General features: G+C 71.4%; 24 protein-coding genes and 1 pseudogene. 13 read left to right on the forward strand and 12 right to left on the reverse strand.

Annotated elements, in window-relative coordinates; all coding sequences use genetic code 11:
- Positions 1-1051, forward strand: a 1051-nt coding sequence (locus tag PINTE_RS12325) for an RNA polymerase sigma factor (protein ID WP_245642929.1), incomplete at its 5' end; no start/stop codon positions are given.
- A gap of 50 nt (positions 1052-1101) precedes the next feature.
- On the opposite strand, the gene PINTE_RS12330 is transcribed toward PINTE_RS12325, so the two are convergent.
- Positions 1102-1722, reverse strand: a complete 621-nt coding sequence (locus tag PINTE_RS12330; RefSeq protein ID WP_084343537.1) for a type II toxin-antitoxin system PemK/MazF family toxin — start codon at positions 1720-1722, stop codon at positions 1102-1104.
- A 151-nt stretch (positions 1723-1873) separates the two neighbouring features.
- Here PINTE_RS12330 and lepA point away from each other — a divergent pair, with 151 nt between their 5' ends.
- The 3 genes from lepA (at position 1874) to PINTE_RS12345 (ending at position 5197) form a co-directional block, all read left to right on the forward strand.
- Complete coding sequence (lepA, locus tag PINTE_RS12335; protein ID WP_068430911.1) at positions 1874-3724, forward strand: translation elongation factor 4; 1851 nt, start codon at positions 1874-1876, stop codon at positions 3722-3724.
- A gap of 4 nt (positions 3725-3728) precedes the next feature.
- Positions 3729-4499: a tRNA (guanosine(46)-N7)-methyltransferase TrmB gene (trmB, locus tag PINTE_RS12340; RefSeq protein WP_169798522.1), complete on the forward strand. Its 771-nt coding sequence runs from the start codon at positions 3729-3731 to the stop codon at positions 4497-4499.
- A 101-nt stretch (positions 4500-4600) separates the two neighbouring features.
- The gene (locus PINTE_RS12345) at positions 4601-5197 is read left to right on the forward strand and encodes a TetR/AcrR family transcriptional regulator (RefSeq protein WP_068430915.1); all 597 of its coding nucleotides are present in this window, start codon (positions 4601-4603) and stop codon (positions 5195-5197) included.
- Here the strand turns inward: PINTE_RS12345 and PINTE_RS12350 are convergent.
- Both PINTE_RS12350 and PINTE_RS12355 read right to left on the reverse strand, forming a co-directional pair.
- Positions 5175-6359, reverse strand: a complete 1185-nt coding sequence (locus PINTE_RS12350) for an MFS transporter (RefSeq protein ID WP_084343539.1) — start codon at positions 6357-6359, stop codon at positions 5175-5177. The genes PINTE_RS12345 and PINTE_RS12350 overlap by 23 nt on opposite strands.
- 108 nt (positions 6360-6467) lie before the next feature.
- Positions 6468-7127, reverse strand: coding sequence for a TetR/AcrR family transcriptional regulator (locus tag PINTE_RS12355; protein ID WP_068430921.1), 660 nt, complete (start codon positions 7125-7127; stop codon positions 6468-6470).
- 74 nt (positions 7128-7201) lie between these two features.
- Between PINTE_RS12355 and PINTE_RS24760 the strand changes: the two genes are divergently transcribed.
- Both PINTE_RS24760 and PINTE_RS24765 read left to right on the forward strand, forming a co-directional pair.
- Entirely contained in the window at positions 7202-7711 is a 510-nt protein-coding gene (locus PINTE_RS24760) for an SDR family NAD(P)-dependent oxidoreductase (protein WP_217996579.1), read from the forward strand.
- A gap of 19 nt (positions 7712-7730) precedes the next feature.
- Complete coding sequence (locus PINTE_RS24765) at positions 7731-8021, forward strand: SDR family oxidoreductase (RefSeq protein WP_217996580.1); 291 nt, start codon at positions 7731-7733, stop codon at positions 8019-8021.
- Positions 8022-8062: 41 nt separating this feature from the next.
- On the opposite strand, the gene PINTE_RS12365 is transcribed toward PINTE_RS24765, so the two are convergent.
- Complete coding sequence (locus PINTE_RS12365; protein ID WP_068430963.1) at positions 8063-8434, reverse strand: DUF5997 family protein; 372 nt, start codon at positions 8432-8434, stop codon at positions 8063-8065.
- 54 nt (positions 8435-8488) lie between these two features.
- Here PINTE_RS12365 and PINTE_RS12370 point away from each other — a divergent pair, with 54 nt between their 5' ends.
- A complete protein-coding gene (locus PINTE_RS12370) occupies positions 8489-9124 on the forward strand; it encodes a LysR family substrate-binding domain-containing protein (RefSeq protein ID WP_068430923.1) in 636 nt (211 codons plus the stop codon).
- A 32-nt stretch (positions 9125-9156) separates the two neighbouring features.
- Here the strand turns inward: PINTE_RS12370 and PINTE_RS12375 are convergent, their stop codons facing one another.
- Positions 9157-10878 carry a cholesterol oxidase substrate-binding domain-containing protein gene (locus PINTE_RS12375; protein WP_068430927.1) on the reverse strand — a complete coding sequence of 574 codons (1722 nt, stop codon included), beginning with the start codon at positions 10876-10878 and terminating at the stop codon, positions 9157-9159.
- A gap of 243 nt (positions 10879-11121) precedes the next feature.
- Between PINTE_RS12375 and PINTE_RS12380 the strand changes: the two genes are divergently transcribed.
- On the forward strand, positions 11122-11403 hold the full coding sequence (locus PINTE_RS12380; protein WP_068430930.1) for a DUF1540 domain-containing protein: 282 nt from the start codon (positions 11122-11124) through the stop codon (positions 11401-11403).
- 116 nt (positions 11404-11519) lie between these two features.
- Here the strand turns inward: PINTE_RS12380 and PINTE_RS12385 are convergent, their stop codons facing one another.
- Together PINTE_RS12385 and PINTE_RS12390 are read right to left on the reverse strand one after the other, a co-directional pair.
- Positions 11520-12365 carry a hypothetical protein gene (locus PINTE_RS12385; RefSeq protein ID WP_068430933.1) on the reverse strand — a complete coding sequence of 282 codons (846 nt, stop codon included), beginning with the start codon at positions 12363-12365 and terminating at the stop codon, positions 11520-11522.
- Between the two features lie 101 nt (positions 12366-12466).
- Positions 12467-13099 (reverse strand): pentapeptide repeat-containing protein, encoded by a 633-nt coding sequence (locus PINTE_RS12390; RefSeq protein ID WP_068430936.1) that lies wholly within the window; start codon positions 13097-13099, stop codon positions 12467-12469.
- 73 nt (positions 13100-13172) lie between these two features.
- Between PINTE_RS12390 and hemW the strand changes: the two genes are divergently transcribed.
- Positions 13173-14438: a radical SAM family heme chaperone HemW gene (gene hemW, locus PINTE_RS12395; RefSeq protein ID WP_068430939.1), complete on the forward strand. Its 1266-nt coding sequence runs from the start codon at positions 13173-13175 to the stop codon at positions 14436-14438.
- Between the two features lie 81 nt (positions 14439-14519).
- Positions 14520-15440, forward strand: coding sequence for a LysR family transcriptional regulator (locus tag PINTE_RS12400; protein ID WP_068430942.1), 921 nt, complete (start codon positions 14520-14522; stop codon positions 15438-15440).
- 81 nt (positions 15441-15521) lie between these two features.
- Here PINTE_RS12400 and PINTE_RS12405 read toward each other — a convergent pair whose 3' ends face one another.
- The gene (locus PINTE_RS12405) at positions 15522-16499 is read right to left on the reverse strand and encodes an AraC family transcriptional regulator (protein WP_068430946.1); all 978 of its coding nucleotides are present in this window, start codon (positions 16497-16499) and stop codon (positions 15522-15524) included.
- A gap of 196 nt (positions 16500-16695) precedes the next feature.
- Between PINTE_RS12405 and PINTE_RS12410 the strand changes: the two genes are divergently transcribed.
- Positions 16696-17592 (forward strand): substrate-binding domain-containing protein, encoded by an 897-nt coding sequence (locus tag PINTE_RS12410; protein ID WP_245642930.1) that lies wholly within the window; start codon positions 16696-16698, stop codon positions 17590-17592.
- A 72-nt stretch (positions 17593-17664) separates the two neighbouring features.
- Here the strand turns inward: PINTE_RS12410 and PINTE_RS12415 are convergent, their stop codons facing one another.
- The gene (locus PINTE_RS12415; RefSeq protein WP_068430949.1) at positions 17665-17886 is read right to left on the reverse strand and encodes a hypothetical protein; all 222 of its coding nucleotides are present in this window, start codon (positions 17884-17886) and stop codon (positions 17665-17667) included.
- A 147-nt stretch (positions 17887-18033) separates the two neighbouring features.
- A complete protein-coding gene (locus PINTE_RS12420) occupies positions 18034-20076 on the reverse strand; it encodes a PTS mannitol transporter subunit IICBA (protein WP_068430952.1) in 2043 nt (680 codons plus the stop codon).
- Positions 20077-20341: 265 nt separating this feature from the next.
- Here PINTE_RS12420 and PINTE_RS12425 point away from each other — a divergent pair, with 265 nt between their 5' ends.
- Both PINTE_RS12425 and PINTE_RS12430 read left to right on the forward strand, forming a co-directional pair.
- Positions 20342-21388, forward strand: a complete 1047-nt coding sequence (locus tag PINTE_RS12425; RefSeq protein WP_068430955.1) for a zinc-dependent dehydrogenase — start codon at positions 20342-20344, stop codon at positions 21386-21388.
- 183 nt (positions 21389-21571) lie between these two features.
- Positions 21572-21901: a winged helix-turn-helix transcriptional regulator gene (locus tag PINTE_RS12430; RefSeq protein WP_068430958.1), complete on the forward strand. Its 330-nt coding sequence runs from the start codon at positions 21572-21574 to the stop codon at positions 21899-21901.
- A 163-nt stretch (positions 21902-22064) separates the two neighbouring features.
- Here PINTE_RS12430 and nadC read toward each other — a convergent pair whose 3' ends face one another.
- Both nadC and PINTE_RS12440 read right to left on the reverse strand, forming a co-directional pair.
- Entirely contained in the window at positions 22065-22928 is an 864-nt protein-coding gene (nadC, locus tag PINTE_RS12435) for a carboxylating nicotinate-nucleotide diphosphorylase (protein WP_068430966.1), read from the reverse strand.
- Positions 22925-23146 (reverse strand): annotated as a pseudogene (locus PINTE_RS12440) (hypothetical protein); the annotation flags it as partial. The gene nadC and the pseudogene PINTE_RS12440, both read right to left, overlap by 4 nt.

Consider the following 23146-nt stretch of genomic DNA (forward strand, 5'->3'; position numbering starts at 1 on the left):
GGCCGCCGCCCCGAGCGCGCGCCGCGGGCGCCGAGGCGATGCCTCCGGTCAAGTGGCCGCCGCCGAAGGCGAGGAGTCCGGCTTCGTCCTGCGCGAGGACGACGAGGACGACGCGCCCGCGCAGCAGGTCGTCACGGCGGGCGCCACCGCCGACCCGGTCAAGGACTACCTCAAGCAGATCGGCAAGGTCGCGCTCCTCAACGCCGAGCAGGAGGTCGAGCTCGCCAAGCGCATCGAGGCCGGCCTGTTCGCGGAGGAGAAGCTGAACTCCGGCGACGAGTTGGAGCCGCAGCTGCGCCGTGACCTGTGGTGGATCGCGCAGGACGGCAAGAACGCCAAGAATCACCTCCTCGAGGCCAACCTGCGGCTCGTGGTGTCGCTGGCCAAGCGGTACACCGGCCGCGGCATGCTGTTCCTGGATCTGATTCAGGAGGGCAACCTCGGTCTCATCCGCGCGGTCGAGAAGTTCGACTACACCAAGGGCTTCAAGTTCTCCACGTACGCGACGTGGTGGATCCGGCAGGCGATCACCCGCGCGATGGCCGACCAGGCCCGCACGATCCGCATCCCGGTGCACATGGTCGAGGTCATCAACAAGCTCGCCCGCGTGCAGCGCCAGATGCTGCAGGACCTGGGTCGCGAACCGACTCCTGAAGAGCTCGCCAAGGAGCTCGACATGACCCCGGAGAAGGTCGTCGAGGTGCAGAAGTACGGCCGCGAGCCGATCTCGCTGCACACCCCGCTCGGTGAAGACGGCGACAGCGAGTTCGGTGACCTCATCGAGGATTCCGAGGCGGTCGTGCCCGCCGACGCCGTGAGCTTCACGCTGCTGCAGGAGCAGCTGCACTCCGTGCTCGACACGCTGTCCGAGCGCGAGGCCGGCGTGGTCTCGATGCGCTTCGGTCTCACCGACGGTCAGCCCAAGACCCTCGACGAGATCGGCAAGGTCTACGGCGTGACCCGCGAGCGGATCCGCCAGATCGAGTCCAAGACGATGTCCAAGCTGCGCCACCCGTCCCGCAGCCAGGTGCTGCGGGACTACCTCGACTGACGCACACGTGCGAAGCGCCCGCCCGGCTCACCCGGGCGGGCGCTGTCGTGTCAGCGACCGGCGTACCGGTCGACCTCGCGCAGCACCTGGTCGAACAGGCTGCGGTCGAGGGCCGCGCCCTCGCGGCGCACGGCGTCGGGGGCCAGGCGCACGATGCGGTCGAGGCGCACCTCGCTGGGGCGGCGTTGCGGGTCCCAGCCTCCGGTGCCGATGTCCATCCAGAACCGGCCGGCGCGAGCCTCCTGCTGGGCGTCGCGGTCGTGGTCCTGGCTGGTGACCTGCAGCGCGAGCAACCAGTCGTCGTCGCGGCCGATGATGAGCGCGGGCCGGTCCTTGCCCTGGGTGTGGTCCTCCTCGTAGGGAACCCACGCCCAGACGACTTCGCCCGGGTCGGCGATGCCGTCCGGCGTGGGGGAGTAGGAGGTCGGTGGGCGCCCGGTGAAGTCCGGCCCGCTGCGGACCGTCGCGGTGGTGCCCCGGCTGTCCGCACGCCGGCTCGGCCGGGTCACCCGGTGGGAGTTGCTGGAGCGACTGCCGGTGTTGGAACGCCGTTTGGCGGTGCGGGAGGCGGAGGCGGAGCGACGGGCTCCGGTGGCCGCACCCTGCAGGGCGGCTTTGCCGACGCGGACCGCGGCGTCGCCGAGGGCCCGACCCAGGCTGCTGAAGTCCATGGCGTGAGCGTAGAGGACTCGGGCCATGGGATGATGGCCCCCGGCCCACCGGTCCGACGTCTGAACTCCCGGCCGGTCCGACGCCCCCGACATTCCCGAGCCCTGACGCCCCCTAAGCCCCCTAAGTCCCCGACACATCGAGGTCCATTCCGTGCCACCGACGGCCACCACTGTGCTGCCACCTCATGCCACGCCCCCGGAGCGCATCCGCAACTTCTGCATCATCGCCCACATCGATCACGGCAAGTCGACCCTGGCCGATCGCATGCTGCAGAAGACGGGTGTGGTCGAGGAGCGGGCCATGCGCGCGCAGTACCTGGACCGCATGGACATCGAGCGCGAGCGCGGCATCACGATCAAGAGCCAGGCCGTGCGCATGCCGTACGAGCTCGACGGCGAGCCGTACGTGCTGAACATGATCGACACCCCCGGCCACGTCGACTTCACGTACGAGGTGTCGCGGTCGCTGGCGGCGTGCGAGGGCGCGATCCTGCTCGTCGACGCGGCCCAGGGCATCGAGGCGCAGACCCTCGCCAACCTGTACCTGGCGATGGAGAACGACCTGACGATCATCCCGGTGCTCAACAAGATCGACCTGCCGGCGGCGCAGCCGGAGAAGTTCGCCGAGGAGCTCGCGGGGCTCATCGGTGTCGACGCCTCCGAGTGCCTGAAGGTTTCCGGCAAGACCGGCGCCGGCGTCGAGGAGCTGCTCGAGCAGATCGTGCGGCAGATCCCGCCTCCCGTCGGGGAGGCCGACGGGCCCGCCCGGGCGATGATCTTCGACTCCGTCTACGACACCTACCGCGGCGTCGTCACCTACGTGCGGGTCGTCGACGGCAACCTCAACCCGCGCGAGCGCATCGCGATGATGAGCACGAAGGCCACCCACGAGCTGCTCGAGATCGGCGTCATCTCACCCGAACCCGTGCCGAGCAAGGGCCTGGGAGTCGGCGAGGTCGGCTACCTGATCACCGGCGTCAAGGACGTGCGCCAGAGCCGGGTCGGCGACACCATCACCAACGAACGCCGGCCCGCGCACCAGGCCCTCGGCGGCTACCGCGACCCGCGGCCGATGGTGTTCTCCGGGCTGTACCCGATCGACGGCTCGGACTACCCGGAGCTGCGCGACGCCCTCGACAAGCTCAAGCTCAACGACGCCGCCCTCGTCTACGAGCCGGAGACCTCCGCCGCGCTGGGGTTCGGGTTCCGCGTCGGGTTCCTCGGCATGCTGCACCTGGAGATCGTGCGCGAGCGCCTCGAGCGCGAGTTCGGCCTCGACCTCATCTCCACGCTGCCGAACGTCGAGTACGACGTGACGATGGAGGACGGCTCGCTCGTCGACGTGTCGAACCCGAGCGAGTTTCCGACCGGCAAGATCAAGGAGGTCCGCGAGCCGATCGTGCGGGCGGGCATCCTCGCGCCGAGCGACTTCATCGGCGCGATCATGGAGCTGTGCCAACAGCGCCGCGGCGCGCTGCTCGGCATGGACTACCTCTCGCCCGAGCGTGTCGAGATGCGGTACACGCTGCCGCTGGCCGAGATCGTCTTCGACTTCTTCGACCAGCTCAAGAGCCGCACCCGCGGATACGCCTCGCTGGACTACGAACCCGCCGGCGACCAGGTCGCCGACCTCGTCAAGGTCGACATCCTGCTGCAGGGCGAGCAGGTCGACGCGTTCAGCGCGATCGTGCACAAGGACAAGGCGTACGCCTACGGCGTGGCGATGGCCGGCAAGCTGCGCGAGCTCATCCCGCGCCAGCAGTACGAGGTGCCGATCCAGGCCGCGATCGGCAGCCGCATCATCGCGCGCGAGACGATCCGCGCGATCCGCAAAGATGTGCTCGCCAAGTGCTACGGCGGCGACATCAGCCGCAAGCGCAAGCTGCTGGAGAAGCAGAAGGAGGGCAAGAAGCGCATGAAGATGGTCGGCCGCGTCGAGGTGCCCCAGGAGGCGTTCATCGCAGCCCTGTCCTCCGACGGTGCCGACAAGGCCAAGAAGTAGCCCTGTGTCGCTGGGTGCGGACTCTGTCGAGGCGGGGTCGTCGGGGGAGTGGCCGCGGCGCGAAGTCGTCTCGTTCGGGCGACGCGACGGGCGGCGGCGGGGCCGGTTCGCGCGGCAGTACCCGCCGCACCTCGACCGCTTGGTCATCGTGCCGTCGCGCGGGGAGCGGGCGGCGAGCCTGGCCCCCGGCTGGGTGTTCGACGCGCCCGAGGCGTTCGGGCGCGACGCGCCGCTCGTCGTCGAGATCGGCTCCGGCACAGGGGAGGCGGTGCTGGCGTCGGCGCGCGCCCGGCCCGATGTCGACCACCTCGCCGTGGAGGTCTACCGACCGGGTGCGGCGCGGACGGTCGCCCGGGCCGGCGCCGCGGGGTTGACGAACGTGCGGGTCATCGAAGCCGACGCGCGGGCGCTCGTGGCGGGCGGGCTGGCTGAGGGCTCGGTGGCGGAGGTCCGGGTCTTCTTTCCCGACCCGTGGCCCAAGGCCCGGCACCACAAGCGGCGGCTCGTCGACGAGGCGTTCGTCGCCGACGCGACCCGGGTGCTGAGCCCCGGCGGGGTGTTGCGGTTGGCCACCGACTGGGAGCACTACGCCCACCAGATGCGTCGCGTCGCCGACGCCTGCCCGGCCCTGGAGAGCGCGACGCCTCCGCAGAGCGGCGGCGAGCCCGGCTGGGCGCGGCGGTTCGCCGGGCGCCCGGAGACGACGTTCGAGCGCAAGGGGCTGCGCGCGGGCCGACGCATCTACGACCTGGAGTACCGCCGCCGCGCGGGCTGATTGTCCATAGCTGCCCAGGCTGCCGCGAGGTACTGCGTCGTCGATCGTCGCGCCGCGTACCGTTGACGCATTCGACACATTCGTCGCAGGGGTGGGAGGTCATGGCAGGTTCGCGAGCGAGGAGCCGTAACGACCCGCAGCGGCGGGACACGATCATCGACGCCGCGCTGGCGGTGATCACCGAGCTCGGTGTCCACAAGACCACCCACCGCCGGATCGCCGCGGCCGCCGACGTGCCGCTGGGCTCGCTGACGTACTACTTCGACAGCCTCGACGACCTGCTGGGGCAGGCGTTCGTGCACCTCGTGGACGTCAAGTCCGCCCAGTTCCGCCGGGCCATGGAGATCGCCGCCACGCCGGCTCAGGCCGCGGAGGCGGTGGTGGACCTCGTCTGCGGGTCGGCCTACGCTTCGCCCCAGGACATGAACCTCATCTTCGAGATGTACGCCTACGCGCATCACAATCAGGTCGTCTGCGACGCGGCCGGCGAGTGGGTAAGGCGCAGCCGGGCGAGCCTCGGGCTGCACTTCGCGCCGGAGGTCTGTGCCGCGCTCAACGTCATGATCGAGGGCTGGCCGATGCACCGGGCCTTCCTGGGGGCGGACCTGGACCGCCGGCTCGTCGCCGCCAGCGTCGACCTCCTCATCACGCAGATGCCGGAGCGCCTCGAGCCGGCTACCGCGGCCCGCCGCCCGTGAGGGGACGGGTCACCTTCGCCAGGCTCGCCGAGACCAGCAGCAGCACGACGGGAACCGCGAACGCGGCGTAGACCCCGAACGCCTCCCCGATCCCGCCCAGCGCCGGTCCGACGGTCAGGTTGGCCAGGTAGACGATCATGATGATCATGTTGACGCGGGCCGACGCCTTGGCCGGATCGTCACTCATCGACGCGACGCTCATGGGAAAGCCGAGCGCGAGGCCCAGCCCCCACAGCGCCAGCGCGACATAGGTCAGCGGGGAGTCTCCGGCCGCCATGAAGCCCGCCACGCCCACGGCGGTCACGAGGCACGAGACGAGGACCGTGCGGTACCGCCCGATGGCGTCGACGACGAAGCCGCCGAGCAGGCGCCCGAGCGTCATGAGGATCCAGAACAGGCTCAGCGCGTAGGCGGCCTGGGACGGGGTGAAGCCGGCGCCGGTCATCGCGATCGGCACCCAGGTGCCGGCGCTGGTCTCGGCCATGATGAAGGTGAAACCGATGAGCGCGATCAGCTGGCTGCGCCGTTCGAACCACACCGCCCGGGACCGGGGCTCGGCGGCCTTCTCGGCGGGTCGTCCCCGCGTCGGATGACGCGGCAGGGCCAGGGAGGCGGCCACCGAGGCGACCATCGCGATCAGGGCGATCAGGCCGAAGTGCGTGTCCAGCGACATGCCGGCGTCGCTGACCACCCCGGTGAGGAAGGCCGCCGACAGCATGCCCAGGCCGAAGGCACCGTGGATCGCCGCGAAGACGCTGCGGCGCGCCGCCTTGTCGACCAGGGTCCCCTCGTAGTTGCCGACGAAGTCGACCACCGCCAAGGGCGCTCCGAAGAGAACCAGCAGCACGCAGCTGACCGGCAGGTTGCCGCCCTGGATGGCGAAGCCGGCGAGCGCCAACGATACCGACGCCAGGATGTACCCCGCCGTTGCCACAAGGCGCGACCCGAAGCGCTCGACCAGCGCGCCTGCCGGCCCGATGGCGAGGAGTCCGCCGACGGGCACGAGCATGGCGATGAGCCCGAGTTGCAGCGTGGACGCCTCGAGGAGCCGCTGAACGTCGGGGCCGCGACTGAACCACGTGTTGAACAGCAAGCCCCGCATGAGGAAGAGCACGAACACGGCGGCGGTCCACACGGGAACCTTCGGGGCTTGAACCACCATGGTCGGCTCCCCCGCATAGGGGGCGGAGGGCGAGGCTGACACGACAGGCTCCTGTTGCGACGCGGCGTGGGGGTGAATATGTACGATCGTACACACTTTCCGATGGCGCTATCGCAGTGCGCCTCGCAGCAGCATCGTCAGGCTGGCAGCAAGGGTGCCCTCCACATCGTCCAGGCCGCCGAAGACGCGCGGGTCGAGCGCGGCCGCCTCGACCAGCACCGGCGCCGGATGCGCCAGCGACCACAGTTCGGCGATCATCGCGTGCAGGCCGGTCAACAGCAGGCCGCGATCGCTCTCGGCCAGCGCCGAAGAGCCGGTCGCGACGACGACGGCATCCAGCAGGCGCGCCATGTGTGCGGCCATGGACGGTTTGAACGCCAGGACCTCCTCGACGGTGACGTTGTGTTCGAGCACGGTCGTCGCGCACGACAGCAACTCGCAGAGCAACGGGCGGGCCGCCACGGTTCGGGCCAGTACCTCCGCGACCTGCGCGACGTCATGATCGGTGGACCCGGAGAGCTGATCGACGCAGTCGCCGACCCACCCCTCGTACTCGCGGTCCAGCAGGACCAGCAGGATCGCCTCCCGCGATCCGAAGTAGCGCAGCACGTTCGACTTCGCGAGGCCGACCTGGCGCGCGATCTCGTTGAGGCTCACGTCGCGAACCCGCGATTCGATGATGAGCTGCCGCGTGACGTCGAGGATCTGGGTGCGGCGCACCTCGCGCTGCTCGTCGGTGCGTGCGCGCCGGAACTTCTGATCAGTCACTCGTTTCCCTTTCAGACCACTGGTCTGTTAGTGTACTCACAAAATTACAGACCACCGGTCCCTTAGGAGTCAGCATGAACGAGGTCGTCGTCCTCATCGGAGCAGGATCCATCGGCCGCGCCATCGCGCGCCGCGTCGCCGCAGGTCGCACCATCTACGTGGCCGACCTGTGCTCGGAGGCCGCCGAGCAGGCCGCAGAGTCGCTGCGCAGCGACGGCTACGAGGTTCAGACGGGCACGGTCGATGTCAGCGACGCCGAGTCGGTGGCCCGCGCCGCCGCGGACGCGTCGCAGCTGGGCGACATCAGCCACGTCATCCAGGCGGCGGGCGTCTCTCCGGTCCAGGCGTCGCCTCAGCAGATCGTCGCGGTCGACCTCGTCGGCACGGCGCTCGTGCTGGAGGAGTTCGGCAAGGTCGTCGCATCCGGGGGTGCGGGAATCGTCATCTCGAGCCAGGCCGGCCACATGATCCCGCCCCTGGACGCCGAGACGAACCGGGCCCTGGCGTGGACGCCGGCCTCCGAGCTGGCCGCGCTGCCGATGCTCACCGCGATCGACGGCAGCGGCTACGCCTGGCCTGGCTAAGCGCGCCAATTCGCTTCGGGTGCAGGCTGCGGCGCTGACCTGGGGCGACCGGGGCGCGCGCGTCACGAGCATCTCCCCGGGCATCGTCATGACGCCGCTGGCCCGCGACGAGATGAGCGGTCCCGCCGCCGCGGGGTACCGCCGGATGATCGACACCAGCCCCGCCGGCCGGGTCGCCAGCCCCGACGAGATCGCCGACGCCGCGGCCTTCCTCATGGGTGCCCCGTTCATCACCGGCGCCGACCTGCTCATCGACGGCGGCGTCGTCGCCGCGATCGCCGGCGGCCGCTACAGCGTCGCCGGAGTCTGACCCCTAGCCGCAGGAGAACCCATTGTCGCGGCCCAGTGCCTTCATCGGCCGTCGGTCGCGTTCCGTTGGGCCTTGAGGCGCGCGGCCTCGGCGACGACCTGGCGGTGCACCTCCCGCTCGTGGACGAGCCAGGCCGGCGGATCCGCCAGCAGCCCGCCCACCTGGTCGGCGTCGAGCGGCTCGGTCACTCCGCCGCGCACCAAGCCCGAATGGGAGACGCCCAGTTTCTGCGCGATGACCTCGCGGGGGAACGGCCCGTTACGCCGCAGGTCGATCAGCCACGCGGGCGGGTCGGCGCGCAGGGCATCGAGCTGCGCCCGAGTGATCGGTGTAGTCCGGAAATCCTCTGGCGCGGCGGCGAGCAGGATGCCCAGCTTTTGGGCGGCGGTGGACGGCTTGAGGGTCTGGCTCACGCCGTGAGCGTATGCCACGCCGGCCAGACGGCCCGCGCACGTTAGCCTGCCCGGGTGAGCGAGCAGAGCGCTGCGGTCTGCGGCCTGCGCATCGGGGCGGTGCGCGGCGTCACCCTCACCAAGTGGCGTCGGGTGTGGGGCGAGCGCTTCGAGGCGCCGCTGTCGGTGCGCGAGGTGCCCGACGAGGAGCAGCTGGCGGGCCTGCGCGACGGCAGCCTCGACATGTGTTTCGTGCGCCTGCCGATCGACCGGGAAGGCCTGCACGCTATCCCGCTCTACGAGGAACGGATCGTCGCCTGGGTGTCGAAGGAGCACGCGATCAGCGCGGTCGACGAGGTGACGCTCGCCGATCTCGACGACGAGCAGGTGCTGACGGAGCCGACCGGCACGGCAACCGATCTCGTGTTGGGCGGTGCGGTGCTGGTCGTGCCGATGTCTGTGGCCCGGGGCGCCAGCCGCCGCGATCTGACCTACCGGCCGGTCGTCGACGCCGACCCCTCTCCGGTGGCCCTGGCCTGGCGCACCGAGGACGAGAACCCGCTGATCGAGGAGTTCATCGGAGTCGTGCGGGGCCGTACCCCGAACAGCTCCCGGACGGCGCGAGCCCGCGCCCCCGAGAGTCGCACTCCGGCCGAACCGCGCCAACCCGGACGCCGCTCGCCGGCCAGGAGTCGCAAGCGACGCCGCTGACCCAGGCCGGGGCGTTGGACGGCGCGTGAACGCTACGGCAGGAGTCGGTCGAGCAGCGGCGAGGTGTAGATCCGATGCGGGTCGAGCTGGTCGAGCACGGCGGCGGCGTCGGCGTGCTGGGTGCCGCCGGGTTGGCCGGTGGACAGCGAGGCGGGGATCCGACCACCGATCATGTCGCCGGAGGTGTAGGCGCCGGAGTGGGTGTACGCCCAGCCCTTGGACCACTCGACCCGGATGCCGGTGCGGCCGGTGTCGAACGTCGCGAACAGCCACTGCTCGAGTTGGGCGTAGAACGGCGCGTGGTTCGGGGTGTGCGGCAGCGTGAGTAGGTCGAGCCACACCGCGCAGTCCCAGTCGGGCCGGTCGGGCCGGCGCCGGGTGGGGGCCAGCCACGGGTCCTGGGCCCCGGCGACGCCGCTGTCGGCCGGGTTGTCGACGCCGGTGACCCGGATCTCGACCGGCCCGTTGACCGGGTACCGCCCGCCGTTCGCGTACTGCGTCAGCGCCTGCGAGTAGTACGCGTAGAACGTGTTGAGCACCCACTGCACGTCGGCCCGCGAGCACAGCACGGCGTAGCCGTTCGCGGTGACGCGCATCGTGCTCGGCCGCACGTAGAGCATCACGTTGCGGCCCCAGCCGTAGATGTCGCTCGTCGCGGAGCTGAGCAGCCCGAGCCGCACGCCGTCCGCCTGCTTGCGGGAGTACGCGGGCGTGCCGGCGGGGTTGTCGTAGACGCTGCGCGGGCTCTCGAGCAGAAAGCCGAACAGCCCGTCGGCGAACGTGTAGTTGTACGGCGAGAGCACCGGGATCGACCCCAGCGGCGGCAGCGGCGAGATCGTCCACACCTTCAGCCACGGGTTGGTCGTGAACGGGAACCAGATGATCTCCATGCGCCCGGACCGGTCCAGGTAGCTGGAGACGGTCCGCCCGCCCGACCCCGGCGCGGCGAGCAGCTCGGAGATCGGCACGTTGACGAAGCTCTGGCAGCGCAGTTGCTGGCGCGGCCCGACCCGCAGGGTCACCTCCGTGATGAACGCGCGCCCGACGTGCACGAGCAGCGCGCCGATCTCCCGCTGCGCCCGGCCGAACTCGCGGGCCACGTAGGCGTTCGTCGCGGGGTCCCACACGACCGCCCGCAGGCTCGTCACGAGGTTCGACATGGAGCCGAAGCTGTGCCCGGAGGCGGGCCGCTCGCCCCGCGCGGGCACCGCCGTGCCGTGCGCCCCGATCGCCAGCGCGCCGCCGATCGTGATGTCGCCGGGAGCCGGGTGGTGCGCCAGGCCCCGGCCGACGAGCTCGACCTGCAGGAGCAGCGGCTCCAGCGAGACGCCCGTGCCGACGCGCACCGTCTCCGAGCCCTGCATCCGCACGCCGGTCAGCCCGGTGCGCACGTTGACGAGCAGCACCTTCTCGTCCTTGGTGCCGTCGGCGACCGTCAGCGGCGACCAGTTGTGCATGTAGCCGCGCGGCCGCAGCGCGAAGCCGTTGGCGTGCGCCCAGTTCGCGAGCTGGACGACGTGGTTCTCGCCGCCACAGTCGATGGTCCACAGGCGGTCGGTGACGATGTCGCCGGCCCAGTTGCGGAACACCTGCAGGTAGGCGGAGCCGGGCAGACCCGGCGGCAGGGGCGGTGCGAGAGCCGCCGCCTGCGATGCCTCGACCCGACCGACCGGAATCCAGCCCGATCCGGCGGCCATCGTGCTCAGACCGGCGGCTGCCGCCGAGCGAAGGAAGGTGCGACGCGCGATGCTCATGACGACTCCCGTTGGCGCAGAACGAAACTGGACGAGTGTCCCGGTCGTCACCGTAGGGCATCGACGGCTGCCCACACCCGCGCTGGGGGGACTGGCCTGATCGCCCGCGATGGCGTGCGAAAGCCGGGGGGCGGGCGGCGAATGCCCAGGTCAGGCCAGCCTCACCTTCGTTGCCGGAGTGGCCCGGGGGCTCGTAATGTGCGGGGTGTCAGATACGCGGTCACATCGTTGAAAGGCCACGTCATGCCTGCTCTCGCCACCGTCAAGTCCTGCGCGACCACCGCCTGTTCCTACAACCAGGACGGCTGCACCGCCTACGCGATCACCGTCGGTGGGTCGACCGGCTCCGCCTCCTGCACCACGTTCGTCGAGCTCGACGCCCGCGGCGGCCTGCCCACGGCCGACGGCCAGGTCGGCGCCTGCCAGCGCCTGGAGTGCGTGCACAACGCCGACCTCATGTGCACCGCCGAGGCGATCACCGTGGGCGGCGACGCCGCCACGTGCGAGCTGTACGAAGCCCGCTGAACCGATTCGGGCACCTCGTGCCCACGCGAAGCGCACACTACAAAGACGTGGGGCCCCGCCGAAGCGGCGGGGCCCACGTGCTCTCGGAACCGAGTGTCAGATACGCGTAGGGCGTCTCAGTCCCGAGTCATGGGGAGCAGGCCTGCGACTCGCAGCCCGAGGGAGGCGATGTCGTGGGCCTGCTCTGCGAAGGCCGTGAACACGACCGTGGTCTCCTGCGCCCCCACCTTCATGAGCGTCGCCCCCGTCGCGTCGACGTCGACGCAGTAGACGCGACCGATCGAGTGGCTGCACCCGGGGGAGGCGGGCTTGCTCGACATCACCCAGCCGGGCCGGCTCCCGTCGAGGATCGCCTCGAACAGCTCGCCCACGATGTGGGTCGGCACCTCGGCGAACACCTCGTGGGCGTCGACCTCCTGCGTCGACGACGGGAAGAGGTGGCTGACGTTTTCGTCGGCGACCAGCTCGCTGAACGGCATCGGGGTGACGCCGCCCGCGTCGTGCAACAGCACGCGGTCGGTGCGCACGACGCCGAGGGCGGCGGTGGGGGCGGAGGCGACGAGCGCCACCTCCTCGGGCAGGGCGCCCGTGGCGAGCAGCTCGGCGCGTTCGTCGGCGCCGACCCAGTCGAGCCGCCCGAGCAGGTGCGCCGTCGCGGCCAGGATGCGCACCCGCGCCTCGGTCGCCTCGCGCCGCACGTCGAGGCGGATCTCGACGGACTCGTCGGTCGGCAGGTGGCTGACGTCCTCGACGGTCGCGACGACGAGCCGGCCGTCGTCGGTCAGGCCGTGGGCCAGCACGTCGAGGTCGCGGTGGGCGTCGTGGCGGAAGGCGACGAATGACGCGCTGCCCGCGCCGGCCAGGAGCCGCCGCGCGACCGAGGCGTTGCGGGCCTGCAGGGCGCGGGCGTCGGGCAGGTCGGACCTGACGGACCCGAAGCGGGACCTGGAGGGCGGCGCCATGACACTCCTCGAATCGCTGACTATCGCTGGCAAGTGAGGCAAGCCTAACCTTAGATTGCGGCGGATGTGAAGCGTAGTCGCACCGGAACGCGTCGGTCGCGTCAGACCGCGGCGCCCGCCGCCCAGTGCGCCGGGTGACGCAGATGCGTGGGCACGCGCGTGCGCCCGTCGCCGACCGCGGCGTTGAGCTGCGGCTGGGTGAGGAAGAGCGCCTGCGACAGGTCCGCGCCGCGCACGTCGGCATCGCGCAGATCGGCGCCCAGCAGGTCCGTGCGGGTCAGGCGCGCCCGCCGCAGGTCGGCCGCGATGAGCAGGTTGCCGCGCAGGTGAAAGCGCGCCTCCTGCAGCGGCCGCAGCGCGAGGAACGTCTCGAACTGGGCGGCGGCCCGCGGCGAGTCCGCCGTCTCCGGGCGCATCGGGTCGCCCCACGCGCGGCCGGCGAATAGTGACACGGTCTTGGGCCCGGCTCCGAAGCACTCGAACTCCGTGCAGCCGGGCCACCCGCCGGCGCGCAGCCGGGCGTGGATCCGGCAGCCGAAGTCGCCGCCCAGGTGCGGGCACGGCCGGCCGGCGGGTTTGTCGGCGGCGAACTCGCGCGAGCGGCGGTAGGGCAGCGCCGTGCAGCACAGCCCGGTGCAGCGGGCGCAGTCGGAGGCGAATTCGGCGAGGTCCGGTGGCGTGTCCCGCGAGGCGTGGTCCGCGTCGCGCGGCCCGTGTTCGTCGCGTGTCGGCATCGCCGCCCAACCTAGCCCCCGTCCTGCGGTGCCCGCACCTGGGCGCCGCCGCCGTGGCTGGGAGACTGGCGGGGTGCCCAGTTCACCCCCGCAGGCCGACCCGGCGCCCCGCGACGGCAGCCTCCCGCGCGCGGCGCTGGAGGAACTCGCCGCCGGCCCGTTCGGGATCTACCTGCACGTGCCGTTCTGCCGGGTGCGCTGCGGCTACTGCGACTTCAACACGTACACGCCCGCCGAACTCGCCGACCCCGGCGAGCCCGCCGACCCCAGGGAACGGCGCGCGGCGCGGCCGGGCACGACGACCTCCGACGTCGACGCCTGGCTGACCGCCGAACTCGACCTCGCGCGAAGGGTGCTCGGCGACTACGCCCCCCGGGTGGAGACGGTCTTCATCGGCGGGGGCACCCCGACGATGCTCACGCCCACGCAGCTCGGCGGGCTCGTGCACGCCGTGCGGGAGCGCTTCGGGCTCGCCTATGACGCCGAGGTGACGACGGAGGCCAACCCCGACACGGTCGATGCCGACTACCTGCGCGCCCTGTCCCGGGCCGGGTTCACGCGCGTCAGCCTCGGGATGCAGTCGAGCGTGTCGCACGTGCTGCGCACTTTGGACCGCACGCACCGACCGGCCAACGTCAAGCGGGCCGTCGACGGGGCGCGGGCCGCGGGCCTGGCGGTCAGCCTCGACCTGATCTACGGCACGCCGGGGGAGTCCCTCGCCGACTGGCGTTCGTCGCTGCGCGCGGCGATCGCGCTGCGTCCCGACCACCTGTCGGCCTACGCCCTGACCGTCGAGCCGGGCACCAAGCTGGCCGGGCGGGTGCGCCGCGGCGAGGTACCGGCTCCCGACGATGACGACGAGGCGGACAAGTACGAGCTCGCTCAGGAGACGCTGGCGGACGCCGGGTACGGCTGGTACGAGGTGAGCAACTGGGCGCGTTCGCCGTCGCAGGCGTGCCGGCACAACCTCGGGTACTGGCGCGGCGGCCACTGGTGGGGCGTGGGTCCCGGGGCTCACAGCCACATCGGGGGAGTGCGGTGGTGGAACGTGCGGCAGCCGGCCCGCTACGCCGCCGCCCTCGCCGGCGGCGGCTCTCCCGGCGAGGGCCGCGAGACGCTCGACCCGCAGCAGCGCTACGAGGAGCGGGTCATGCTCGGCATCCGCCTGGCCGAGGGCCTGCCGCTGGACGACCTGCACGAGGCCGGCCGGGAGGCGGTGCCGGGCCTGCTGGGCGACGGGCTCCTGGAGCCGGGGCCGGCCGCTGGCGGGCGGGCCGTGCTGACCCTGCGCGGGCGGCTGCTCGCCGACACCGTGCTGCGCCGGCTCCTCGGCGTCTGACCCGGCGTCTGCCCGGACCACACGTACATCGATGCGTCCCACGAGGAGTGGGGTCCGGACTCATGTTTTATCGTCATGGGTATGGATGTGCAGGAACTCCGTTGGTTCCAGCAGGTCGCGGACGGTGTGACGCTCACCGAGATCAGCGACCTCGAGCAGGTCTCCCAGCCCGGCGTGTCCCGGGCGCTGGCGCGGCTCGAGCGTGAGGTGGGGGCGCCGCTGCTGCGCCGTTCGGGCCGGGTGCTGCGGCTCACCCACGCGGGTGTCGTCTTCAAGCGCCATGTCGACCGGGCGGTGCACAGCCTCGACGACGGGCTCGCCGCCGTGCAGCAGCTGATCGACCCGGAGACGGGGCTGGTCACCGTGGTCTTCGACCGGCACCTCGGCACGTGGCTCGTGCCCGACCTCGTCGGCACGTTCGGGCGGCTGCACCCCGAGGTGCGGTTCGACCTGCACACCAAGAGCGACGAATCCGTGCTCGAGATCGGGCCCGGCAGCGACGTCGACCTGGAGCTGACCACCCTGCGCATGTCGGCCGCCGAGGTCGACCGCTCGCAGCTGACCGACGAGCCGCTGCGGCTCATCGTGCCGCCGGACCACCGGCTCGCGGGGGCGCCGGCCACCTCACTCGCCGAGGTCGCAGACGACCCGTTCGTCATGATCCGGCCCACCTCACTCCTCCGCAAGGCGTGTGAAGATCTCTGTCGCGGAGCCGGTTTCGTGCCCAACGCGACGCTGGTCGCCGACGACGTGCCGACGATGCGCGGCTACGTCGCGGCCGGCCTCGGGGTCGCGGTCGTGCCGGCCCTGCGGGAGACGACCGCCGAGCCGCTCGTCGGCCGGCTGCACCACCTCGACCTCACCGACCCCGCCGCGAGCCGGGTCATCGACCTCGCCTGGTCGACGGCGCGGCGCATGCTGCCCTCGGCGGAGTTGTTCCGCGACTACGTGCTCGAGCGCGCCCGGGCCGACGCCCTGCCGCGGCCCCTCTCACCTGGCTGAGGCGGCTGAGGCGGCTGAGGCGGCTGGGGCGGGCTGAGCCGGGCCCGCGCTCCCCGAGGTGTAGCGAGGCGGCGTGGCGGGTCAGGCCTCGGGGCGGTTGCGGTGGCCGCCGGCGGCGAGGTGGTGGCCCTCGGCGGCCAGCCAGGCGGTCGGGGCCAGCCCGGTCGCGGCACGGAAGTCGGCGTCGAGATGGGCGTGGTCGGCGTAACCGCAGGCGGCGGCCGTGTCGGCCAGCGACGCGTCGGTCCCCTCGACGAGACGCTCGAGCGCGTGGTCGAAGCGCGCCAGCCGGCACGCGGTCTTCGGGCTGATCCCCAGCTCCGCACGCATCAGTGTGCGTAACTGCCGTTCACTGAGCAGCACGTGACGCGCGAGCTCGCCGACGCGGCAGTCGCCCCGGCGCGCGGTGATGACCCGCCAGGCCCGCGCGACCTCAGGGCGGATCTCGGCGTCCGCACCGGACCGGGCATCGGCGGGCGCCCCGGACCGTGCGCGCCCGAGGGTCCAGCGCCGCAAAATCTCGGCGCGGCGCGCCGAACGCTGCGGGCCGGGCAGATCGACGGTCTCACCGAGGCGCTCCAGCAGCTCCCGCAGCGCGGGGCCGAGCACCGTCTCCGGCTCCTCGCCGTGCAGGGGCAGGGCCGCCGCGGGCATGCCCAGCAGGGTCCGCACCCGCAGCGGGTCCAGCGAGAGCTGCAGGCCGTCCTGGTGCCGCGGCATCGTCAGGCGCACGGCCCCGGAGTGCAGGCCGGCGACGCAGCTGACCATGAGCCGCTCGGCCTCTCGGGTCGAGCCGGAAGCCCCGTCGAGCGCTCTGTCGGACGCTGCGCCAGGCGTTGCGTCAGGGGGGCCGGTGCGCAGGCCGATGGGTTCGGCGAATCCGAGGATGAGGGTGAGCCGGGGCGCGGGCATGCCCAGGTGCGGCTCGGCCTCCGCGGTGCGGGTGCGGTAGGAGGTGGCGCTGGCCACGCCGAACTCGCCCATGCCGCGCCAGCGCAGCCGGGCGATCGTCGTCTCCGGCGTGTGCGGGCCCGTCCGGCCCGCGTCGACCGCGCCCACCGGCCCAGTGTCGCACCGGGGGCACCCCGCCCAGAAGGCGTGATCACGGCGCGATTCCGGACGGCCAAGACATCTGCCTGAGTGGAAGTTTGTCGAAGCTCCAGTCCTCGCTCGTGCAGTTCGCCTACTACGGGCGTACTTCCTGCCCGCGCTGCCGGCGGCGTTCATCAACAACCGGTTCGGCTACAAGGCCGGCGTGCTGGCCCAGTTCTTCAACGTCGCCGCACAGACCTGTGTGTGGACGTTCACGATCATCTACGCCCAGGACGTCGTCGGCACGACCCCCGCGGAGGCGGGCTGGTGGCTGCAGGCCAGCCTCATCATCTTCCTCATCTCCCGCTTCGTCATGACCTATCTGCTCGGCATCATCAAGCCGACGTTCCTGCTGCTGGTCATGGCGGTCTTCGGCGTCGTGTGCTGCCTCGTCGCGATGTTCTCGCTCAACGTCGTCGGCCTCGTGGCCGTCGTCGCGATCTCCGCGGCGCTGTCGCTGATGTTCCCGACGATCTACGGGGTCGCGCTCCAGGGGGCGTACGCGGCCGCCAAGGCGGCCGAGCTGGGCCTGGAACCGCGGGTCGCGATGCTCAACCTCGCCCCGGGCATCGGGTCGGGGGAGCAGCGCCGCGACGGGTTCCTCGAGGGCATGGGGCTGCGGCCCGACTCCCCGCAGCTCGTCGCGAGCACCGACAGCGAGGGCAACCGCGACCTCGGCAAGGAGCAGATGGCCTCGATTCTCGCGCAGCACAACGACATCACCGTCGTCTACACGGTCAACGAGCAGGCGGGGCTCGGTGCGGTCGATGCCCTCAAGGAGGCGGGGGCCGACCTGTCGCGGATGGTCGTCGTCTCGATCGACGGCGGCTGCGAGGCGATGCGCGACGCGGTGCGCCCCGGTGACATCGACGCGACCGCGATGCAGTTTCCGGAGAACATGGCCCGCGAGGGCGTGCGCTCGGTGGCGCAGGCGGCCCGCGGTGAGGCGGCGGCCCCGACCGGCTACCTCAACACCGGCACCGAGCTCATCACCGATGCGCCGACGCCCGGGGTCGTGTCGCGGGACGTGCCCTACGGGATCCGCAACTGCTGGGGGTGACGCCATCGGCCTGCCATCGACCGGTGTCGACCGGTGTGGAGCGGTGTGGACCGGCGTCGGCCGCCGCGGGCGTCAGCCCAGGCGCACGCGCAGGTGCGGGCTGACGGGGCGGACGGCCTCGTGGGCCTCGCGCACCTCGGCGGCGTGCGGAGCGTCCAGGTACACGGCGGTGCCGCGGGGCAGCACGACGGCGGCGCTGCTGGCGGCGACCGGGTAGGCGGTGATGTCGCGAGCCAGGGCGCGGTCGTCGTCGGAGGCCGAGATCTTGTTCAGGACCGTGCGGAAGAAGCTCATGACTCCATGATGGTCAGCCAGGACCGATGCGTCCAATGACTACATCGCAACTGTTCTATGACTGAAGCGCATTCGACGGAGATCGCATGGGTCGGCCCCGGCTCACGAGGAGTGAGCCGGGGCCGGTGGTTCGGCGCCGGGACCAGGTCAGTCCGCCACGCTGTTGAGCACGTCGCGGACCTGTTCGGGAGTCGAGCAGGAGCGCAGGCGCTCGACCTCGTCGCGGCTGGTGAAGATCGTCGCGATCTTCGACAGCAGCTGCAGGTGGTCGTTGCCCTGGCCGGCGATGCCGATGACGAACTCGGCGTTCTTGCCCTTCCAGTCGATGCCCTCGGGGTAGCGCACGAACGAGATCGCGGTGCGCTTGATGGTGCCCTTGGCCTCGTTGGTGCCGTGCGGGATCGCCAGGCCCTTGCCCATGTGCGTGGAGACCGAGGCCTCCCGATCGAGCATCGAGTCGACGTACGCGGGCTCCACCGCACCCGCCGCGACCAGCAGGTCGCCGGCCTCGCGGATGGCGTCGTCCCGGGTGCGCGCGTTGCCCTCGAGCACGATCGACTCCACCGCGAGCACGTCGTGCTCCGGGGCCGCTGCCTCGTCGTCCGAGGACGCTTCCGCCGCCGCCACCGCTGCACCGGCCGGCGTACCGGCCGTGGCGTCGGGCGCGTTCGTCGTGTTGATCAGCTCGACGATCTCGTCGTAGCGCGGGCTGGCCATGAAGTTGTCCACCGACACGTGGTAGGCCGAGCCGGTCTTCTGCTTGGCGCGGTCGGTGAGGTCCTGATGGGAGACGACGATGTCGAACTCGTCGGTGAGGTTGGAGATCGCCTTGTTGACGACCTTGACGTCACTGTGCCCGGCCTGCTGGATCTTCTTGCGCAGCACCGAAGCCCCCATCGCGGAGGAGCCCATGCCCGCATCGCACGCGAAGACGACGTTGTGCACCGGCCCGGTCGGGGCGTCCGCACCGGCTCCGGCACCTGCACCGGCTCCCGCACCGGCTCCCGCGCCGACGAGCGCGCCGGAGACCGACGACTTCTTGCCCTTCATCGACTCCATGCTGGCGGTGGCGGCGGCGAGGTCGCCCTCGTCCTTGTTCTTGTCGGTCTTGAGCAGCAGGGCGGCGACGGCGAAGGTGACCGCCGCGGCGCCGATCCACGACAGCGTGATGCCGACGTAGGAGTCGGTGGCCGCCTGGGCGTAGATCGCGATGATCGAGCCGGGCGCGGCCGGAGCCCGCAGGCCGGAGTCGAAGATCATGTTGATGAACACGCCGGTCATGCCGCCGGGGATCGTCGCGAGCATGAGCTTGGGCTTCATGAGCACGTACGGGAAGTAGATCTCGTGGATGCCGCCGAGGAAGTGGATGATCGCCGCGCCGGGGGCCGAGGCGCGCGCCATGCCGGTGCCGAAGACGGCGTAGGCCAGCAGCAGGCCCAGGCCCGGGCCGGGGTTGGCCTCGAGCAGGAACATGATCGACTTGCCCTGCTCGGCGGCCTGGAAGATGCCGAGCGGGGTGAGCACGCCGTGGTTGATGGCGTTGTTGAGGAAGAACACCTTGGCGGGCTCGATGAGGATGCTCACCAGCGGCAGGAAGCCGGTGGCGATGAGCCAGTTCACGGCCGCGCCCGCGAGATCCATGATCGCGTTGACGAGGCGGGCGATGACGAAGAAGCCGAAGATGCCCATGAAGAAAGCCGTGATGCCGGCCGAGAACATGTTGACGAGCATCTCGAAGCCCGCCCGGATCTTGCCCTCCCACGACTGGTCGAGCTTCTTCATCACCCAGGCCGACAGCGGGCCCAGGATCATCGCGCCGATGAACATGTGCACCTGGCCCAGGGGCGCGGTGCCCTCGGGCAGTGTCGCGTTGAAGTTCTCGATGAGCAGGTCGGAGCCGGCGATGGCGCCCATCGTGGCGAACGCGGCGACCACGCCGCCGCGGTCACCATGCACCATGCGCCCGCCGGTGGCGGCGATCAGCAGGGGCAGCAGGTAGTGGATGGTGGGGGCGACCATCGTCGCCAGGTCGGCGTTGGGCGTCCAGCCCACGTCGATGAAGAACGCCGTCAACAGGCCCCAGGCGATGAGTGCGGGGATGTTGGGCATGATCATGTTCGACAGGAAAGTGCCGAATTTCTGCACCCTTACCCGCGCGCTGGGGCGCTGTGAGGTGGTGACCGTCGCCATTGTCGATCCTTTCGCCGGACCCGCGCCGCGGGTGGCTCGGTAGTGCTGTGCGGATCCGCGGGCGTCGCGAGTCTGCGTTGACTCACCCCGAAAGTGGCTGTTGACCGCTTCGCGTTGTGTGGCTATTTTTATATCTGTCCGGTTGTGACCGAGTCAAGGGCTGCGATGGCGGAACTTTCCTCCATAAGCGGGCTGGCTCGGACCCGATCCAACATCCAGAAGCTTCCATTTGCGCCACGACGACGTGGCAGGCCAGGAGAGAACGATGAAGGCACTGCGTTTCTACGCCCCCGAGGACGTCCGGGTGGAGGACGTGCCGGAGCCGGAGTGTGGACCGAACGAGGTCAAGATCAAGGTCAAGAACTGCTCGACCTGCGGCACCGACGTGAAGATCAAGAAGAACGGTCACGTCAACATCACCGGCACGACGGTGATGGGCCACGAGGTGGCCGGCGAGGTCGTCGAGGTCGGCGCCGACGCGCTCGGCGGCTTCCAGGTCGGCGACCGGGTGCAGTGCATCGCGGCCGTGCCGTGCGGTGACTGCTACGAGTGCGACAAGGGCTGGATGGAGGTCTGCCAGAACCAGACCTCGGTCGGCTACCAGTACGACGGCGGCTTCGCCGAGTACATGATCGTGCCCGAGCAGGTGCTCAAGGTCGACGGGCTCAACCGCATCCCCGACAACGTCGGCTACGACGAGGCGTCGGCCGCCGAGCCGTTCGCCTGCGCGATCAACGCCCAGGAGCAGCTGGGCATCGAGGAGGGCGACTTCCTCGTCGTCTTCGGCGCCGGCCCGATCGGCTGCATGCACATCCGGATCGCCCGCGGCGTGCACAAGGTCGGCACGGTCGTGCTCGTCGACATCAACGACGAGCGGCTGGCGATGTCGGCCGACGCCGTGCGGCCCGACCACGTCATCAACTCCGCGAACGAGGACGTCGTCGCCAAGGTGCTCGAGCTCACCGGCGGCCGCGGCGCCGACGTCGTCATCACCGCGACCCCGGCCAATGTCACCCAGGAGCAGGCGATCTCGATGGCCGCCCGCAACGGCCGGATCTCGTTCTTCGGCGGCCTGCCCAAGACCGACCCGTACATCCGCTGCGACTCCAACCTCGTGCACTACCGCCAGCTGCACATCCACGGCGCCAACGGCTCCTCGCCGACCCACAACAAGCGGGCGCTGGAGTACATCTCCACCGGTCAGGTGCCGGTCAAGGACCTCATCACCAAGCACATCGCCCTGGAGAACGTGCTCGACGCCTTCGACATCGTCGCCAAGGGGGAGGCGATCAAGGTGACCGTCGAGCCGTGAGCTGAGCCCCGTCGTCGTCCGTCTCGGGCCCGTTCTCCGCTGGGGGCGGGCCCGTTGGCGTTTGGTTTCGTTTGGTTGGCGTCCGGTGTGCGGGCTTCGGTGGCGACCGGCGGCGCTCCCGGGTTTCCGGCCGGCGGTATGCTCGTGTTGTCGTAGTCACTGGTCGGTCGAGAGTAGAGTCCCATGGCGAATCCGGAGCCGGAGTGCACGCTCATCGAGAGCGTCATGGGCGTGCTCGGCCGGGCCTGGGCGGGTGCCGTCATCGAGGCGATGCTCGCCGGCAACGAGCGGTTCAGCGACATCTCCCGGGCCGTGCCGGGGGTCACCGACGGCGTGCTGTCGGCCCGCCTCAAGGAGTTGTGCGCCCGCGGCCTCGCGGTGCGGGAGGTGACGCCGGGGCCGCCCGTCGGCGTCACCTACCGCCTCACGGAGGCGGGCCGCGACGTCGCCCCGGTGCTGACCGCCGTCCGCGACTTCGGACGCGCCCACCCCGACACCCTCCAGCGCCCCTGACCCCGCCCCCTGGCCCCGCGCCCACCCCGCCCCTCGCTCTTGGCCGAAGGCTGCCCTTTCGGCCGAGGGCTAGGGATGTAGGACGAGCCCTCGACCCAAAGGGCAGCCTTCGGCCGGATGTTGGGGCCGGCCGGGCGTGGGGGAGCCGGGTGTGGGGCTTCCGTCAGCAGTGGTCCAGGCCGATGTCCAGGACCGGGGCGCTGTGGGTGATCCAGCCGGCGGAGATGAGGTCGACGCCGGCGCGGGCGAGGGGCCCGGCGGTCTCGGCCGTGATGCGGCCGGAGGCCTCGGTGATAGCCCTCCCGTCGACGAGCGCCACCGCCTCCGCGAGCTGCTCGGGCGTCATGTTGTCGAGCAGCACCGCGTCGACGAGCAGCCCGCGCTCGTCGCGCAGCCCCAGCACCGTCTCCAGCTGGTCGAGGGTGTCGACCTCGACCTCCACCTTGACGAGGTGACCGACCCGCTCGCGGATGCCGCGCAGCGCGGGCTCGATGCCGCCGGCGAACGCGAGGTGGTTGTCCTTGACGAGCACCGCGTCGTCGAGGCCGAACCGGTGGTTGCTGCCGCCGCCGGCGCAGACCGCCTCCTTCTCCAGGGCGCGCAGGCCCGGAGTCGTCTTGCGGGTGCAGCAGATCCGGGCCCGGGTGCCCTCGACGGCCCGCGCCAGGCCGGCGGTCGCGGTGGCGACCCCGGACAGGTGCCCGAGCAGGTTGAGGGCCACCCGTTCGCCGGTGAGCAGGGTGCGCGCCGGACCGGCGACGAGCGCGATCTCGTCACCGGGGCGCACCGGGCTGCCGTCGGGGAGCAACACCCGCGTCTCGACGGCGTTCGCGTCGTCGAGCAGCCGCCAGGAGAGCAGCGCGGCGTCGAGACCGGCGACGACCCCGGGATCGCGGGCGACGAGGGCGACCTGCCCGCGGGCCTCGGCCGGCACGGTGGCCTGGGTCGTCAGGTCTCCCGCGCGGCCGAGGTCCTCCAGGAGCGCGGCCCGCACGACGGGCTCGACCATGATCCGGGGCAGGCTCATGAAGCGCTCCCGGCGACGGCCGACTCCGACGCCCACAGGTCGTCGAGCGTCACGAGCGTGTGCGCCGCCGGCCCGGGCTGCGGGTGGTCGGTGCGCAGGTGCGCGCCGCGACTCTCGGTGCGCCGCAGGGCCGCGACCGCGAGCAGGTAGGCGACCAGGCGCGCGTCGTCGTGCTCGGCGCCCGGCCGCAGTGCCGTCGCCGCGCGTCGCAGCGTCGG

This window comes from Piscicoccus intestinalis NBRC 104926 (assembly GCF_001515525.1).
GTDB classification, from domain to species: Bacteria; Actinomycetota; Actinomycetes; order Actinomycetales; family Dermatophilaceae; genus Kineosphaera; species Kineosphaera intestinalis.